The sequence below is a fragment of the Bartonella sp. Raccoon60 genome (assembly GCF_002022585.1).
Classification (GTDB): Bacteria; Pseudomonadota; Alphaproteobacteria; order Rhizobiales; family Rhizobiaceae; genus Bartonella; species Bartonella rochalimae.
Genome location: NZ_CP019786.1, coordinates 623,318 through 640,319, shown reverse-complemented (window position 1 = coordinate 640,319; position 17,002 = coordinate 623,318). Strand labels below are relative to the sequence as shown.

General features: G+C 36.5%; 15 protein-coding genes and 2 tRNA genes. 1 reads left to right on the top strand and 16 read right to left on the bottom strand.

Features of this window, described 5'->3' with window-relative positions:
- Window positions 1–28 precede the first annotated feature (28 nt).
- The 10 genes from nuoI to Bra60_RS02800 all read right to left on the bottom strand — a co-directional run bounded on the left by nuoI (window position 29) and on the right by Bra60_RS02800 (window position 9,169).
- Complete coding sequence (gene nuoI, locus Bra60_RS02845; RefSeq protein WP_078673740.1) at window positions 29–520, bottom strand: NADH-quinone oxidoreductase subunit NuoI; 492 nt, start codon at window positions 518–520, stop codon at window positions 29–31.
- A 13-nt stretch (window positions 521–533) separates the two neighbouring features.
- Window positions 534–1,580, bottom strand: coding sequence for an NADH-quinone oxidoreductase subunit NuoH (gene nuoH, locus Bra60_RS02840; RefSeq protein WP_078673739.1), 1,047 nt, complete (start codon window positions 1,578–1,580; stop codon window positions 534–536).
- Between the two features lie 24 nt (window positions 1,581–1,604).
- The gene (gene nuoG, locus Bra60_RS02835; RefSeq protein ID WP_078688542.1) at window positions 1,605–3,674 is read right to left on the bottom strand and encodes an NADH-quinone oxidoreductase subunit NuoG; all 2,070 of its coding nucleotides are present in this window, start codon (window positions 3,672–3,674) and stop codon (window positions 1,605–1,607) included.
- Window positions 3,675–3,740: 66 nt separating this feature from the next.
- Complete coding sequence (gene nuoF, locus Bra60_RS02830) at window positions 3,741–5,048, bottom strand: NADH-quinone oxidoreductase subunit NuoF (RefSeq protein ID WP_078688541.1); 1,308 nt, start codon at window positions 5,046–5,048, stop codon at window positions 3,741–3,743.
- Between the two features lie 119 nt (window positions 5,049–5,167).
- Window positions 5,168–5,845: an NADH-quinone oxidoreductase subunit NuoE gene (gene nuoE / locus Bra60_RS02825; protein ID WP_035005857.1), complete on the bottom strand. Its 678-nt coding sequence runs from the start codon at window positions 5,843–5,845 to the stop codon at window positions 5,168–5,170.
- Window positions 5,845–7,035 carry an NADH-quinone oxidoreductase subunit D gene (locus Bra60_RS02820; protein WP_035005859.1) on the bottom strand — a complete coding sequence of 397 codons (1,191 nt, stop codon included), beginning with the start codon at window positions 7,033–7,035 and terminating at the stop codon, window positions 5,845–5,847. The genes nuoE and Bra60_RS02820 overlap by 1 nt, the downstream gene beginning before the upstream one ends.
- Window positions 7,036–7,238: 203 nt before the next feature.
- On the bottom strand, window positions 7,239–7,847 hold the full coding sequence (locus Bra60_RS02815; protein ID WP_078688540.1) for an NADH-quinone oxidoreductase subunit C: 609 nt from the start codon (window positions 7,845–7,847) through the stop codon (window positions 7,239–7,241).
- Between the two features lie 13 nt (window positions 7,848–7,860).
- The gene (locus Bra60_RS02810) at window positions 7,861–8,442 is read right to left on the bottom strand and encodes a NuoB/complex I 20 kDa subunit family protein (protein WP_078698051.1); all 582 of its coding nucleotides are present in this window, start codon (window positions 8,440–8,442) and stop codon (window positions 7,861–7,863) included.
- The gene (locus Bra60_RS02805; RefSeq protein WP_078688538.1) at window positions 8,433–8,798 is read right to left on the bottom strand and encodes an NADH-quinone oxidoreductase subunit A; all 366 of its coding nucleotides are present in this window, start codon (window positions 8,796–8,798) and stop codon (window positions 8,433–8,435) included. The genes Bra60_RS02810 and Bra60_RS02805 overlap by 10 nt, the downstream gene beginning before the upstream one ends.
- 294 nt (window positions 8,799–9,092) lie before the next feature.
- Window positions 9,093–9,169 (bottom strand) — tRNA-Asp (locus Bra60_RS02800).
- A gap of 215 nt (window positions 9,170–9,384) precedes the next feature.
- Here Bra60_RS02800 and Bra60_RS02795 point away from each other — a divergent pair.
- A tRNA-Val gene (locus Bra60_RS02795) sits at window positions 9,385–9,460 on the top strand.
- Between the two features lie 953 nt (window positions 9,461–10,413).
- Here Bra60_RS02795 and Bra60_RS02790 read toward each other — a convergent pair.
- The 6 genes from Bra60_RS02790 to Bra60_RS02765 form a co-directional block, all read right to left on the bottom strand.
- Window positions 10,414–10,815 carry an SUF system Fe-S cluster assembly protein gene (locus Bra60_RS02790; RefSeq protein ID WP_035005866.1) on the bottom strand — a complete coding sequence of 134 codons (402 nt, stop codon included), beginning with the start codon at window positions 10,813–10,815 and terminating at the stop codon, window positions 10,414–10,416.
- On the bottom strand, window positions 10,808–12,052 hold the full coding sequence (locus tag Bra60_RS02785) for a cysteine desulfurase (protein WP_078673735.1): 1,245 nt from the start codon (window positions 12,050–12,052) through the stop codon (window positions 10,808–10,810). The genes Bra60_RS02790 and Bra60_RS02785 overlap by 8 nt, the downstream gene beginning before the upstream one ends.
- Before the next feature lie 9 nt (window positions 12,053–12,061).
- Complete coding sequence (sufD, locus tag Bra60_RS02780; protein ID WP_078688537.1) at window positions 12,062–13,330, bottom strand: Fe-S cluster assembly protein SufD; 1,269 nt, start codon at window positions 13,328–13,330, stop codon at window positions 12,062–12,064.
- A gap of 11 nt (window positions 13,331–13,341) precedes the next feature.
- Window positions 13,342–14,097: a Fe-S cluster assembly ATPase SufC gene (gene sufC, locus Bra60_RS02775; protein ID WP_078688536.1), complete on the bottom strand. Its 756-nt coding sequence runs from the start codon at window positions 14,095–14,097 to the stop codon at window positions 13,342–13,344.
- A gap of 40 nt (window positions 14,098–14,137) precedes the next feature.
- Window positions 14,138–15,649, bottom strand: coding sequence for a Fe-S cluster assembly protein SufB (gene sufB, locus Bra60_RS02770; RefSeq protein ID WP_078688535.1), 1,512 nt, complete (start codon window positions 15,647–15,649; stop codon window positions 14,138–14,140).
- Between the two features lie 159 nt (window positions 15,650–15,808).
- Entirely contained in the window at window positions 15,809–16,957 is a 1,149-nt protein-coding gene (locus tag Bra60_RS02765; RefSeq protein WP_078688534.1) for a cysteine desulfurase family protein, read from the bottom strand.
- Window positions 16,958–17,002: the final 45 nt, after the last annotated feature.

Below are 17,002 nucleotides of genomic sequence, written 5' to 3'. Positions count from 1 at the left end.
TCCAACTACTTTCCATTTAATAATACACCTAACGATAAGGTGAATCTATTAATATATTACGAGCAATTTCCCGCTCCCAACGATCTCCATTATTTAAAAGCTTTTCTTTATCATAATAGAGTTCTTCACGCATTTCTGTTGCAAACTCAAAATTCGGACCTTCCACAATAGCATCAACTGGACAAGCCTCTTGACAAAAACCACAATAGATACACTTCACCATATCAATATCATAGCGAATAGTTCTACGTGTACCATCATTACGTCGAGGCCCAGCTTCAATCGTAATAGCCTGTGCGGGACAAATTGCTTCACATAATTTACATGCGATACACCGTTCTTCTCCATTTGGATAGCGACGCAAAGCATGTTCACCACGAAAACGTGGAGAAACACAACCTTTTTCATAGGGATAATTAATTGTAGGTTTTGGAGAAAAAAACTGACGCATTGCTAAAAAAAAGGCACTTATAAATTCTAATAAAAGAAGTGATTTTGCTGCTTGAATAAGACTTGACATATAAGCTTTCCTCTTAAGCTAAACCAGTGTATTGCAGAACAGCAGCGGTCATTACAACCATTGCCAATGAAATAGGAAGAAATACCTTCCAACCAAGGCGCATTAACTGATCATAGCGATATCGGGGTACAAATGCTTTAACCATAGCAAATCCAAAAAATACAAAACAAACCTTCAGAACAAACCAAATGACACCAGGAATCCAATTAAGCCACCATACATCAAAAGGAGGCAACCAGCCACCCAAAAACAAAATAGTTGTTAATGCACACATTAAAACAATTGCAACGTATTCACCAAGAAAAAAAAGCATATAAGGAGTTGAAGAATATTCAACCATATGTCCAGCAACAAGCTCAGATTCTGCCTCTACCAAATCAAAAGGAGGACGATTTGTCTCTGCAAGCGCAGAAATAAAAAATATAATAAACATTGGAAAAAGAACTAACCAATTCCAATCAAGAAAACTACTGAATGGCAAGCCAATATTCTTTCCAAAACCACTATTCTGTTTAAGAACAATTGCTGTAAGATCTAGTGAACCACTTACTAAAACAACTGTAACAAGAACAAGACCAATTGAAACCTCATAAGAAACCATTTGTGCCGCTGAACGAAGAGCTCCTAAAAAAGGATATTTCGAGTTTGAGGCCCATCCTCCCATGATAACACCATAAACTTCAAGAGATGAAATAGCCAGTATATATAGCAAACCAACATTAATACTTGCAATTTCCCAGCCTTCATTAACTGGAACAACTGCCCATGCCGATAATGCAAGTGCCGCTGAAACAAAAGGAGCAAGAAGAAAAACACCTTTATTAGCTCCAGCAGGGATAATCGGTTCTTTAACAGCAAATTTTATCAAGTCTGCAAAAGACTGTAACAACCCCCATGGACCAACAACATTCGGTCCACGACGTAATTGGACAGCTGCCCAAATTTTCCTGTCTGCATAAAGCAAATAAGCAATTAAAACCAAAAGAACAACTAACAGAATAAGTGTTTTACCCACTATAATTAATAATGGCAATAGCCAAGCCATAAAGAAATCGTACATAACTGTTCCTTTTCCCCTTTGTTCTTACTTCATAGCTTCTGCAGCATAACTTTTTGCAAGAGACGAACATTCTGCCATAACTGCAGAAGCACGCGCTATTGGATTTGTTAAATAAAAGTCTTTAATCATAGAAGTAAATTTGTGTGGCTTCAGAACAATTACTTGTGAACTCAGAGTTTTAAGATCACTAATACATGAAGGCGTTATATTATCAATGGCACAAAGATGTGGAAAATCATTAAATAAACTTTGTCTCAATTGAGATAATGAATCAAAAGGAAGCTTTTTATTTAAAACATCGGATAAAGCACGTAAAATAGCCCAATCTTCTTTTGCTTCACCTGGAGCAAAACCAGCTCGATTTGTCATCTGAACACGACCTTCTGTATTAACATAAAGCCCTGATTTTTCAGTATAAGTAGATGCCGGTAGAATCACATCAGCAGCATGCGCACCATTATCACCGTGGCTTCCAATATAAATTACGAAGGCTTTGTTATTGGTTAATTCTACTTCATCAGCGCTCAGCAAAAATAGAACCTCACAGGTTTTTACAATATTTTCAACTCCCAATTTATAGGTAAAACCAATATCTAGTCCTCCAACAGTTGATGCAGCAGTATGAAGGATGCCAAATCCATTCCATTCTTCATTAAGAGCTCCAACAAGGTCCGCTAATTTTGCAAGACTCTTTAAAACAGATAAACCTTCCTTACCTGAAATAGCACCTTCTCCAATAAGAATAAGCGGTCTCTCAGCTTTTTTTAGTACATCAAAAAATGCATTCTCTCCACTAATAAGTTTATTTAATGAATCAGTACCAGCCCCAAGATAAGAATACGGATAACGCAAATCGACCTGTTCTCCAATTAATGCAATTGGAATTCTTCCTACTCGTTGATGTTTTAAAATACGTGCATTTAAAACAGCAGCCTCAACACGCGGATTAGATCCTACAATTAATATTGCATCAGCACGTTCGATACCTGCAATAGTAGGATTAAAAATATAACTCGAACGGCCTAATTCAGGAGATAGAACCATACCCCTTTGACGACAGTCAAATGCCTTTGAGCCCAATGAAAGCAATAATAATTTAAGAGCGTACATTTCCTCAATAGAAACAAGATCTCCAGCAATTGCTCCAATTTTTTTTGCTGAAGTTTCAGATATAACTGTTTTAATTTTTTCAAAAGCTTCCGACCAACTTACAGGCTGAAGTTTTCCATCTTTTCGAACATACGGTTTATTAAGTCTTTGAGTACGCAATCCATCCCAAATAAAACGTGTCTTATCTGAAATCCATTCCTCATTTATATCTTTATTAACGCGTGGTACAATTCGCATAACTTCGCGCCCTCGGCTGTCAATGCGAATAGCACTACCAAGAGCATCCATCACATCAATCGACTCTGTTTTAATTAATTCCCATGGACGCGCACAAAACGCATAAGGTCTTGAAGTTAAAGCACCTACTGGACAGAGATCAATAACATTGCCTTGCAATTCAGATGTCATTGCTCTTTCAAGATATGTCGTGATTTCAGCATCTTCACCACGGCCAATTAAACCAAGATCTGAAACACCTGCAATCTCTGTTGTAAAACGAACACAACGTGTGCAATGAATACACCGTGTCATCACAGTTTTTACAAGAGGTCCAATATACTTATCTTCAACAGCACGTTTATCTTCTGTATAACGAGAACAATCACGCCCATAAAAAATTGCTTGATCTTGAAGATCACATTCACCGCCTTGATCACATACAGGACAATCTAATGGATGGTTAATGAGGAGAAACTCCATAACGCCTTCACGGGCTTTTTTGACCATTTCCGTATTGACAAATATTTCAGGCATTTCACCATTTGGCCCTGATCGTAAATCACGTACTCCCATAGCACAAGAAGCTTGTGGTTTTGGAGGCCCACCTTTGACCTCTACCAAACACATACGACAATTCCCAGCAATTGATAAAGCTTCGTGAAAACAAAAACGTGGAACCTCAGCACCCGCAGCCTCAGCAGCTTGAAGCAATGTGTAATAGTCAGGAACTTCAATTTCTTTACCATCAACTTTAATACTTATCATCACCAATCCAGCTCGCGAATAACCTACTTCTCATTTGTATTTCATTATTTTTAAAAACAAAACTCTTTATTTTATTGTTTCCAAAGCAATATTTTTACTTTGAACTGCACTTCGCGTATAATCATCAATTCTTCGTTCAATCTCTGAACGAAAATTACGGATTAATCCTTGTATAGGCCATGCCGCAGCATCTCCAAGTGCACAAATAGTATGCCCTTCAACTTGTTTAGAAACTTCAAATAGAAGATCAATTTCGCGTTTTTGTGCCCTTCCTTCAACCATACGACCCAAAAGACGCATCATCCACCCAGTCCCTTCACGACACGGCGTACATTGACCACAACTTTCATGTTTAAAAAAAGCTGCTATACGCCAAATTGCCTTAATGATATCGGTTGATTTATCCATAACAATCATACCACCCGTCCCAAAAGAAGAGCCAACATCTCGCATCCCATCGAAATCCATAATGGCATTTATCATATCTTCTCCACGAACAATCGGACAAGAAGCTCCCCCTGGAATAACGGCTAAAAGATTATTCCATCCACCGCGAATACCACCTGTATGTTTTTCAATCAATTCACGAAAAGAAACACCTAGAGCATCTTCAAATGTACAAGGCGCATTAACATGTCCAGAAACCATAAACAATTTTGTCCCAACATTGTTTGCCCGACCAATCGATGAAAACCACGAAGCACCTCGACGTAAAATCGTAGGAACAACTGCAATAGATTCCACATTGTTAACGGTTGTTGGACAACCATAAACACCCATATTTGCAGGGAATGGAGGTTTTAATCGAGGTTGACCTTTTTTTCCCTCAAGGCTCTCAAGAAGAGCTGTCTCTTCACCGCAAATGTAAGCCCCAGCACCATGGTGAACAATAATATCACAAGCATGACCATATTTAGTCTTTTTACCAAGCAACCCTGCCTCATAGCACTCATCAATTGCAGCTTGAAGCGCTTCACGCTCACGAATATATTCACCACGAACATAAATAAAAGCAATATTTGCTTCCATTGCAAAAGTGGCAATAACACATCCTTCAATTAAAGTATGAGGATCATGTCTTAAAATATCACGGTCTTTGCATGTTCCTGGTTCCGACTCATCTGCATTTACAACCAAATAATGAGGCCGACCATCGCTTTGTTTTGGCATAAAGGACCATTTCATACCAGTAGGAAAGCCAGCACCCCCACGGCCACGTAAGCCTGAAGCTTTCATTTCATCAATAATCCAATCACGGCCTTTTTCAATAATCGCTTTGGTACCATCCCAATGTCCACGCAATACCGCAGCTTTCAATGATTTATCTTTAAAACCATAAATATTGGTGAAAATGCGATCCTTATCAGCCAGCATACCCCACCTTTTTTTCTATAACTGAATGCATTTTTAGCATTTTCCTAATTCAATTTTTTAATATTTTTCCTAAAACTTCTCTTTCATATTAAGATGTTTTATTCAACTCAAAGAAATATTCATTCAACTTCCACACCTTCATTTCTCTTTTTCTTTGAAGATTTAAATGATTTCATTTTATTTTTATTTTCATCAACTAAAGATGTTAAACCACTAATAGGCTCTGATGATTTACGATTATTTTGTGGTCCCACAGCTATATTAGAACCTTTACCTGCTTCAAATGCATCAATAATTTCTTCAAGACGTTCAGCTGTAAGATCTTCATAAGTATCTTTGAAAATCATAACCATCGGAGCATTAACACAAGCACCAAGACACTCAACTTCTTCCCATGACAATGTACCACTTTGATTAGTAACAAAAGGCTTATCATGAATCTTTTTTTGACAAACTTTGATCAATTCTCCAGAACCACGTAGCATACAAGGAGTGGTACCACAAACCTGAATATGCGCCTTTGTTCCAACTGGTTTTAGTTGAAATTGAGTATAAAAAGTTGCAACCTCTAAAACTCGAATATAAGCCATAGAAAGTATTTCAGCAATATGTTCAATTGCAGCACGCGTTACCCAACCTTCCTGCTCTTGAGCACGCATCAATAAGGGAATAACAGCAGATTGTTCACGCCCTACAGGATATTTCTTTATGGTATTTTGCACCCATACTTGATTCTCTTTTGTAAAAGAAAATTCTGCTGGTTGATGGATAGCATCGGCAAGACGACGTACAGACATTAACGATCAATCTCCCCAAAAACAATATCAATTGAACCCAAAATAGCTGTTGCATCTGCTAGCATATGACCTCGAGTTAGAAAGTCCATAGCTTGAAGATGAGCAAAACCAGGAGCACGTAATTTAATACGATAAGGCTTATTGGTTCCATCAGAAACTAGATAAACACCAAACTCACCTTTTGGCGCTTCTACAGCGACATAAACTTCACCAGGAGGAGTATGAAAACCTTCTGTATAAAGTTTAAAATGATGAATCAGCGCTTCCATCGAACTTTTCATTTCACTGCGTTTTGGTGGCACAACCTTACGATCCAGACTTGAAACTGGTCCATTTTTTTCAGAAGAAAGCAAACGGTCCACACATTGCCGCATAATTTTTGTTGATTGCCTCATTTCTTCCATACGAATGAGGTAACGATCATAACAATCGCTATTTTTACCTACAGGAATATCAAATTCCATTTCATCATAACATTCATAAGGTTGGCTTTTACGCAGATCCCACGGCACACCAGCTCCACGAATCATCACTCCAGAAAAAGCACGAGCCCAAGCTTCGTTAATATTTACCACACCAATATCTACATTCCGCTGTTTAAAAATTCGATTAGGTGTTATAAGTGCATCAAGTTTATCAAGAGCAATAAGAAATGGGTCAATAAAATTACCAATATCTTCAATCAAAGTTTCTGGTAAATCCTGATGCACACCACCAGGACGGAAATAATTTGCATGAAGACGCGCGCCACATGCACGCTCATAAAAAATCATCAATTTTTCACGCTGTTCAAATCCCCAAAGCGGCGGTGTTAAGGCACCAACATCCATTGCTTGTGTGGTTACATTAAGCAAATGATTAAGAATACGCCCAATTTCAGAAAATAGAACGCGAATTAACTGTCCTCGTTTAGGAACTTCAACACCCAACAATTTTTCAATGGCAAGCACAAAAGCATGCTCTTGATTCATAGGAGCAACATAATCTAAACGATCAAGATAAGGTCCTGCCTGAAGATAAGTTTTTGTTTCCATTAACTTTTCTGTGCCGCGGTGCAGTAATCCAATATGTGGATCCACACGTTCAACAACTTCACCATCCAATTCTAAAACCATACGCAGAACACCATGCGCAGCAGGATGTTGTGGACCAAAATTAATATTAAAATTTCGGACATTGACCTCAGCCACTATTAACCCCTTACTTCTCTCAATGCATCCTAAAAACTGAACACAAAGAATGCTATGCTATTATGATGCATGACACAAAATAACTATTTACTGCGAATAAAATTAACTCATATACAATTACAACTTTCTATACACTATTCTTACTAAAAAGGCTTAATTATTTTTAAAAACTTACAATCTTTACCACAACTTCAATTATAGTATTATTTTTCAACATGTGATTTTTTACCACGTAGCGAAATATGTTCATTACCTTCCCAAGGCGAAAGAAAATCAAAATTACGCATTTCCTGTCGCAAAACAACAGGCTCATAAATAACTCGTTTGACTTCATTATCATAACGACATTCGACAAACCCTGTTACAGGAAAATCTTTGCGCAAAGGGTGCCCTTCAAATCCATAATCTGTTAAAATACGTCGTAAATCCGGGTGCCCTGAAAATAAAATGCCATACATATCGTAGGCTTCACGCTCATACCATTCTGCTCCAGGATAAATCGAACAAGCAGAAGCAACAGCAACATTCTCATCAGTACGCACTTTTACACGTAAACGTAAATTATGTCGCGGAGATAATAACTGATAAGACACATCAAAGCGTTTTTCACGAGAAGGATAATCTACACCACTAATATCTGTAATACTAATAAATTGACAACGAGAGTCATCGCGAACAAACATTAAAACATCAGTAATTGCATCAAGACGTGATACAACTGTCAATTCGCCAAATGCAAGGATACTTTCTTCTATCTTATCCCCCAATTTATCTTTCAAATAGCTAGAAAGCTCGCTTAATGTTTCACTCATTATTATAAAGTCCCTATCGCTCTATAGACCCAGTACGACGGATTTTTTTCTGCAATAGTAAGATACCATATAGCAACGCCTCTGCTGTAGGAGGACATCCTGGAATATAAATATCCACTGGGACAATACGATCACATCCACGCACAACGGAATAAGAATGATGATAATACCCCCCACCATTTGCACAGGAACCCATAGAAATCACATAACGCGGTTCAGGCATCTGATCGTAAACTTTGCGTAAAGCAGGTGCCATTTTATTTGTTAAAGTACCAGCAACTACCATGACATCTGATTGACGGGGTGAAGCGCGCGGCGCATATCCAAAACGTTCATTATCATAATGAGGCATTGAGCATTGTATCATCTCAACAGCACAACAAGCCAAACCAAAGCTCATCCACATCAATGAACCGGTACGGGCCCAGGTGATCAAAGCATCTACTGAAGTTACTAAAAAACCCTTGTCCCCTAATTCGGCATTAATATCACTAAAAAACTTATCATTAGAACCTACCAACTTACCTGTATTTGGATCAATGATTCCTTTTGCTTTTGGAGCAACAACCGTTGAATTATTAAACGCTAATTCCATTCAAGAGCTCCCTTTTTCCATTCATATATAAACCCAATCGTCAAGATCGCTAAGAATACAATCATCGACCAAAAACCAAATATACCTATTGAAGAAAACGAAACAGCCCAAGGAAAAAGAAAAGCAACTTCAAGATCGAAAATAATGAATAAAATTGAAACGAGATAAAATCGAACATTAAACTTCATTCGAGCATCATCAAATGAATTAAATCCACATTCATAAGCCGATAGTTTTTCAGGATCAGGAGCACGATAAGCCACAATATAAGGTATGATTAAAAGAACTCCAGCAATAATTACTGAAACAACAATGAAAATCAATACCGGTAAATAAGAGTTCAATAAATGGATCATAATCCTTTTCCGCCTTAATGAGGTTCTGAATTAGCGTAATCACCTAATATTGTCTAGATAAAATTATAACACTCATCACGCTAATTCCGCTCGTACAGCTTAAAGGGCATGCCGCGCAGTATTTGTTTTATTATAGGTACCGCAGAAAAAAGAAAGACGCAAGCCCTTATTCTCATAAAACTATATAAAAAAGGAAAAATTAAACATCAGCTAAAAATTCTATAGGATGCGCTATAATTATTATAACCCACAAAAAACCACATGCTAAGGAAATTAGGAAATAAAAAATCGAAATGGCGCGAGTGACGGGGCTCGAACCCGCGACCTCCGGCGTGACAGGCCAGCACTCTAACCAACTGAGCTACACCCGCGCACTTCTTGGAACCAATTAATATGGTACCAATCGTCGTGTAGGATGTTCATTCGGTTCTGTCAAGAAAAATGAAACATTTTAAAAAAAAAATTAAATAAACAATAAAAACTCATCCAATTCTCTAAAAAACATTAATAAATAACATTTTTTATTCTTGCCTTTAATTTTTTTTTTCCTTAATAAAGTGCTCATCCAATTGTGAATTATTAAATTGGGCGATTAGCTCAGCTGGTAGAGCGCCTCGTTTACACCGAGGATGTCGGGAGTTCGAGTCTCTCATCGCCCACCATGTTTCTTATAGACAAATGTAACATACTGATTTTATTTATCTTTTTTAAGGTTAGGGATAAATAAAGGTTAGGGAATAGCACTTTATATTTTCCTTTATACGCATTAAAAATCAAAACTTGCTTTCAAGGTGATTTTTAGTTTGTGTTAAGTATCAAAAGCATTGAGCTTCTCTTTACGATTCGATTTTTTATGCACTTTTCCACCTACATATTATGAGCACCTTGTTTGTTATGCTGTAAAGATTTTCCTTACTAAATTTGGGATAATGACCATGAAATCGCTTTTCTCCAAATATATTCAATACTAACTAATACAACCAGCTATATTATTGCTCTCTTAATGATAGTCGCTGTTTATTTTTGCCGTTTAGTCTTCTTACCAAAACGAAGAGCCTTCACTCAGGCTACAAAAAAGCTTCTAAAACCACTATCACCACCACAAAATATTTCTTTCCTCAACAAGATCACAAACATTGCTCTTGCAAGCGTTTAGCAATAGGCACTAACCGCATAAGGACTAAGGACATAAACACCTTTTCTAATACTAACCATACTCTTTCCAAGAAACTTTTTCTTTGTTCTTAAGCGTGCACAACAACCACAAAAATCACTTTCACAGCCAACTCTACTTTCATGATTATCAATCCCAGTCTTGCCATTGTCTAAAGCCCCATCTCCAGTTCTGTCTTATCAATGATAGCTTCCATTGCCATTACTGTTGCTAGTACTAGAAATTAACTGATGGCTTAAGAAAAGTAGCTGCAACAAAAACTGCAAACTTAGATGCAATAGTATTTCAACTCAAAGAAATTTTTAGCTGCTAACATAGCAGTTCTTTATACAAAGAACGCTGATCGCAAAAAGCTAGTTTATCGAAACAATAAAAAAGCTCAAAAAAGTGATAAATAAGATAAAAATATAACAAAATCAATATTTTATTATTGCTTTATTTTTAATACCATCCAACAGCAATTTGTGCTTCTTCTGACATACATTCAGGTGTCCACGGAGGATCAAATGTCATAATTACTTCAACACTTAAAACACCTTCAACTGCACTTACAGCATTTTCTACCCAACCTGGCATCTCACCTGCGACAGGACATCCAGGAGCTGTAAGTGTCATTTCAATTTTTACCGAACGATCATCTTCAATATCAATCCGATAAATCAATCCTAGCTCATAAATATCAGCAGGTATTTCCGGATCGTAGACTGTTTTAAGAGCAGCAATAATATCGTTTGTCAGACGATTAATCTCAGATTCTGGAATTGCTGATAAACAAGACTCTTGCTTATCACTTTCTAAACCAACAGGCTCAGCTGAAGAGCATTTTTTAATTAATCTAACCATTAAAAAATATCCTTGCTTTTTCTAATGCTTCAACCAATTGATCGATATCTTCCCGATTACTATACATTGCTAATGACGCACGACAGATAGATGTTAAACCAAAATGTTGTAATAAAGGCTGTGCACAATGTGTTCCTGCACGTATAGCAACTCCCTGTCGATCAACAAACATAGCAACATCATGTGCATGGATACCTTCAAGCTCAAAGGATATAATAGCACCTTTATTCAAAGCACGTCCATAAATATGTAATGACTGAACTGTTTCAAGTCTTTCATGAGCGTAATTTAAAAGCGCCATTTCATGTGTATAAATCGCATTTCTATCCTTTTCTTGTATATAATCAATAGCTGCCGCTAATCCAATAGCTTCAACTATAGGAGGTGTACCAGCTTCAAAACGATATGGAGGAGAATTATAAGAAACCTTATCAAGTGTCACCTCTTCAAGCATTTGTCCTCCGCCCTGAAAAGGACGCATTTCTTCCAACCGACACTTTTTACCATAAAGAACACCAATACCTGTAGGACCATAAACTTTATGACCAGTAAAAACATACCAATCACAATCGAGATCTTGTACATCCACCGTTAAATGTGCCGCTCCTTGAGAACCATCAACCAAAACAGGAATAGCATTTTGATGTGCTAACTTAACGATTTCTTTTATAGGAGATATGCTTCCCAATATATTGGACATATGTGTAATAGCAACAAGACGGGTTCTATCACTTAAAGCGTTTTGAAAAGATTCAATATGTAAAACACCATCTTTATCAACTGGTACAAAAATAAGTTTCACACCTTTTTGTTCACGAATAAAATGCCAAGGAATAATATTTGAATGATGCTCCATAATAGTGAGAATAATTTCATCACCCTCTTTTAATTTAGGCATCCCCCAACCATAAGCTACAGTGTTAATAGCTTCTGTTGCACTTTTCGTAAAAACAATTTCTTCAACTACTTGAGCGTTTAAAAAAGCCCGAACTGTTTCACGAGCATCTTCATAAAATTGTGTTGCTGTATTTGATAAAAAATGCATTCCTCGATGCACATTAGCATAATGATATCGGTAAAAATTATCCATGATATTAAGGACAGATAGCGGCTTTTGAGCAGATGCTCCGCTATCAAGATAAGCTAATCGTTTACCATAAATACTATTTTGCAAAATAGGAAAATCACGGCGAATTTCTTCTACATTATAATTTAATGTTTTTACCTTATTTTCCATTTTTTTGCCTTAGATGTTCGTTACTAACCATTTATTAGTGATAGTACTCAAAAGAGTGTGCATGTTATCTTGCTTAATGTCATCAATAAGTTCTGAGATAAACCCTTTTACCAAAAGTTCGCAGGCAGTTTTAAAAGAGATACCGCGTGCCATTAGATAAAAAAGATGATCATGATTAATTTTAGCAACTGTTGCTCCATGGGCGCAAGCAACGTCATCTGCAAAAATTTCTAGTTCAGGCTTTACATCAAATTCTGCATCATCTGAAAGAATAAGGCTATTGCAAGCCATACGGGCATCTGTTTTTTGCGCTTTCTGTGCAACGCGTATTACCCCTTGAAAAGCACCACGTGCTTTATCTATGATAACATTACGTATAATTTCTTTCGAAATTGATTTTTCTTCAACGTGACGTACAGTCATCGTAAGATCACTGTGCATTTTTCCAGACAATAAATTTATTGCTCGTAATTGAAAATTAGCCTCTTTTCCCAACAACTCAATATCAATTTCTTGACGATTAAGTTGACTACCTATATTAATCACATAAAGTGTTAATTCAGCGTTTTCAGCAAGCACAGCACGAAATTGGCTAAATTGTGTAGCACTTTCTCCCCTATCACGGATAAGAATCCATGTTATATTACTGTTAGCAGCAAGATCTAATGAAAAGACTGAACTAACGAAAGTATCTTTATCATTGCCTATCTGGCGTTCAATAATTACAGCCTGACTATTCTTTCCGACTTTGATGCTTGAAAAAGTATGTGATTGCCCTCCCATTTGAATATTTTGCAATTCAATTGGCACATCCAATTGAATATTATCAGAAATCTTGAAAAACCACCCATCTGTAACGAAGGCTGTATTTAATTGTCCAATAAAATTTTCATCAGAAATAATTGAATTTAGTTTAGCACTATTTTTATCTAATGCCGTTACAAGATTCTCTACTTCAACACCCTCTATTTTATTTGAGGTAAGCGCTTTACCATTTTCAATAGAAAAAACAATATTTTCTGGAAGTAATTTATCAATCGTTTGTTCATCATTAAATTCTGAAAATTCACTGACAGATTTTAATAAAACGCGTAAATCAGTATAATGCCAATATTCTACTTTGCGCGAAGGAAGACGCGTTTTTTGAAATAATTCAATCGCCTTCTTACGGATAACTTGCACTGCTTCATCGCCGGGTAAATGATCAATGCGTTGATTAAAATTACTGATAATATCTTCTTCAACTGCAATCAATTTTTGTTGTGAGTTTATGCTCATATTCAATAACCTCAAGCAGTTTTACTGATAATATCAGCATACCCATTTTGCTCTAAATACAATGCTAAAGATTTATCGCCACTTTTAATAATACGACCTTTATAAAGAACATGCACTGTATCAGGCGTAATATAATCAAGCAGACGTTGATAATGAGTAATAACCAAAAATGAACGTTCTTGATTACGCAATTTGTTAACACCATCTGCAACAATTTTTAAAGCATCAATATCTAAACCAGAATCCGTTTCATCTAAAATGCAAAGTTTTGGTTCAAGCAGAGCCATTTGAAGAATTTCAGTACGCTTTTTTTCTCCACCTGAAAAACCAACATTCAGTGAACGTTTAAGCATAGCCATATCTATTTCAAGTTCAGAAGCGGTTTTCTTAACATACTGAATAAATTCAGAAATTTTAAGTTCTTTGTCACCTCGAGCTTTACGTTGAGAATTTATTGCAACTTTTAAAAATTCCATTGTTGCAACACCAGGTATTTCCATTGGATATTGAAATGCTAAAAAAATACCGCTTACTGCACGCTCTGTTGGACCCATTCCTAAAATTGATTGTCCATTATAAAGAATATCACCTTCTGTTACTTCATAGTCATCACGACCAGAAAGCAAATAAGATAAAGTAGATTTTCCTGCTCCATTTTGCCCCATAATAGCAGCGACTTCACCATCTTGAATGGTCAAATTTAAACCACAAATGATTTCTGTATTAGTTTCAGAAATACGGGCGTGCAAATTTTTTATTTCTAACATAGCTTAATCCTGTTTTTGCTGTATTTTATGCAATGCGCAATTAGCCTACGCTGCCTTCTAAACTAATGCCAATTAGTTTCTGCGCTTCAACAGCAAATTCCATTGGTAATTTTTGAATAACTTCTTTTACAAATCCATTAACGATTAATGCAATTGCTTCTTCCTCAGGAATCCCCCGTTGCATAACATAAAAAAGTTGATCGTCAGAGATCTTTGATGTCGTTGCCTCATGTTCAAACTGAGCTGTTGCATTTTTTGCTTCAATATAAGGTACTGTGTGAGCACCGCAATCATTACCAATTAACAAACTATCGCATTGAGTAAAATTACGTGCATTCTTAGCTTTTTTATGTGCAGTAACTTGTCCACGATAAGTATTATTCGAAAAACCAGCAGAAATACCCTTTGAGATAATACGACTTGATGTATTTTCTCCTAAATGGATCATTTTTGTACCGGAATCAATTTGCTGGTGACCATTTGCAACAGCAATAGAATAAAACTCTCCGCGTGAGTTATTACCCCGTAATAAACAAGACGGATATTTCCAAGTAATCGCAGAACCTGTTTCAATTTGTGTCCACGAAATTTTGGAATTATCTCCTCTACAATCCCCTCGTTTAGTTACAAAATTATAAATTCCCCCCTTTCCTTCCTTATCACCAGGATACCAATTTTGTACTGTTGAATATTTAATTTCTGCATTTTTTAGAGCGATAAGCTCGACAACAGCTGCATGCAACTGATTTTCATCACGCTGGGGCGCAGTACACCCTTCCAAATAAGAGACATACGAATCTTCATCTGCAATAATCAATGTTCGCTCAAATTGTCCTGTATTGCGTTCATTAATCCTAAAATAGGTTGAGAGTTCCATAGGACAACGTACTCCTTTGGGAATATAAACAAACGAGCCATCCGTGAAGACAGCAGCATTTAAGGCAGCGTAATAATTATCACCAGCTGGTACAACTGCTCCTAAATATTCCTGAATAAAAGCAGGATGCTCAGTGATAGCCTCTGAAATAGAACAAAAAATGACGCCGGCACGTGCTAATTCTTCTTTAAATGTTGTTACAACTGAAACAGAATCAAAAACAGCATCAACAGCTACTTGTCCTGATGCGTAGATATTATCATCAGATGTAGAAAGATCCGTCTGTTTTTTTACTCCAGCTAAAATTTCCTGCTCTTTTAAGGGAATACCAAGTTTTTCATAAGTTGCTAATAACTCAGGATCAACCTCATCTAAAGATTTTGGTCCCGTATGATTTTTAGGAGCAGCGTAATAATAAAGTTCTTGAAAATTAATTTTTGGATATTTAATTCGTGCCCAACGAGGTACTTCCATTTTAGACCACCGGCGAAAAGCTTTCAAACGCCATGTCAACATCCATTCAGGTTCACATTTTTTAGCGGAAATAAATCGAATAATATCTTCATTTAGCCCTTTTGGAGCCTTATCTACTTCAATATTCGTTTCAAAACCATATTTATATTGATCAACGTCTATTTCACTTACCTGGCGTATTGTTTCCTGCACTGCCGGCATCGGTTTTCTCCATTTTTTTCGGTGTCAAAAACCGGTGATAAATGATAAATATCTTATTTACTTCACAAAATAAAAATAGGTGACTTTAATATGCAAAATAGGAAAATTCCAATCAAGCTTACTCTATTTTTTAAGAATAATGCTTAATCTCTTAATTGATTAATGCTGCCTTTTGTTACCTATAATTTGAGCAAAAATCAATAAAAAATCATCAATATCTTTAGAAGTTGTACAACGTCCCGTTGAAACACGGATTGCACCATTTGATATATGATATCCCATTGCTTCCAAAACTTTGCTTTGTTTTACTTTTCCTGAAGAACAAGCAGAACCTGCTGATACAGAAAATCCCGCTAAATCAAAACCAATTTGCATTGTTTCAGCTTTTATACCCCGTACAGTAAAATAAGTAGTATTTGGCAAACGTTGAACGTTCTTACCAAAAATTATAACATCATGACTAATTTTTAGTAAACCATCTTCCAATTTGTTACGTAAATAGATTAATTTTTTTATTTCTTCTTGAGTAAAACAATTTTCCATTGCTGCTCCAAAAGAAGCAATAAGCGGTAAAGCTTCTGTCCCTCCACGGTGTCCTTTTTCTTGTCCACCAGCAGTAATAAGAGGAGAAGGCATAAGAAGATCTCCACATGAAACAAATGCACCAACCCCTTTAGGTCCTCCAATTTTATGGGCTGATAGTATAAAAAAGTCACCTCCAAAATGATTAATATCAATGGGATATTTATCTATATATTGAACTAAATCAACAATGAGAGTACCTCCAGCATCCCGAACAATAGTCGCTATTTCTTGAATGTTTTGGATAACACCAGTTTCGCTATTAGCAGCTTGAATAGCGATAAGCGGTAAACCTTTCGCTTTATCATGTTCTATTAATAAAGATTTTAACTTATCCTGCTGGATCAAACCATGCTGATCAACATCAATTATACTAATCAATTCTTTAGAAAAACGCCCTCCCTCTGCAATGGACGGGTGCTCACTTGCACCAATGTACAGATGCGAAAACTGCACTTCAGACCTTCCAATATGATAAAAAGGTGTCAACAGAGTCATCGCTGCTTCACTAGCACCAGATGTAAATACAACATTATCTGGATTTGCCTTAAGTCTATCAGCAATTTGTCTACGGGATTTCTGTAAAAGTGCTTTAGCAGCACGCCCTTCCGTATGAACAGATGATGGATTACCAAATACCCCTAAAGATTCTAATAATGCCATTCGTGCCATTTTTGTGAGCGGTGTCGTTGCATTATGATCAAGGTACCGGCGTTTTACAGCCATTTTAAATCCTAATTATCTATCCCACAAATTGATTTTAAAAAAAAT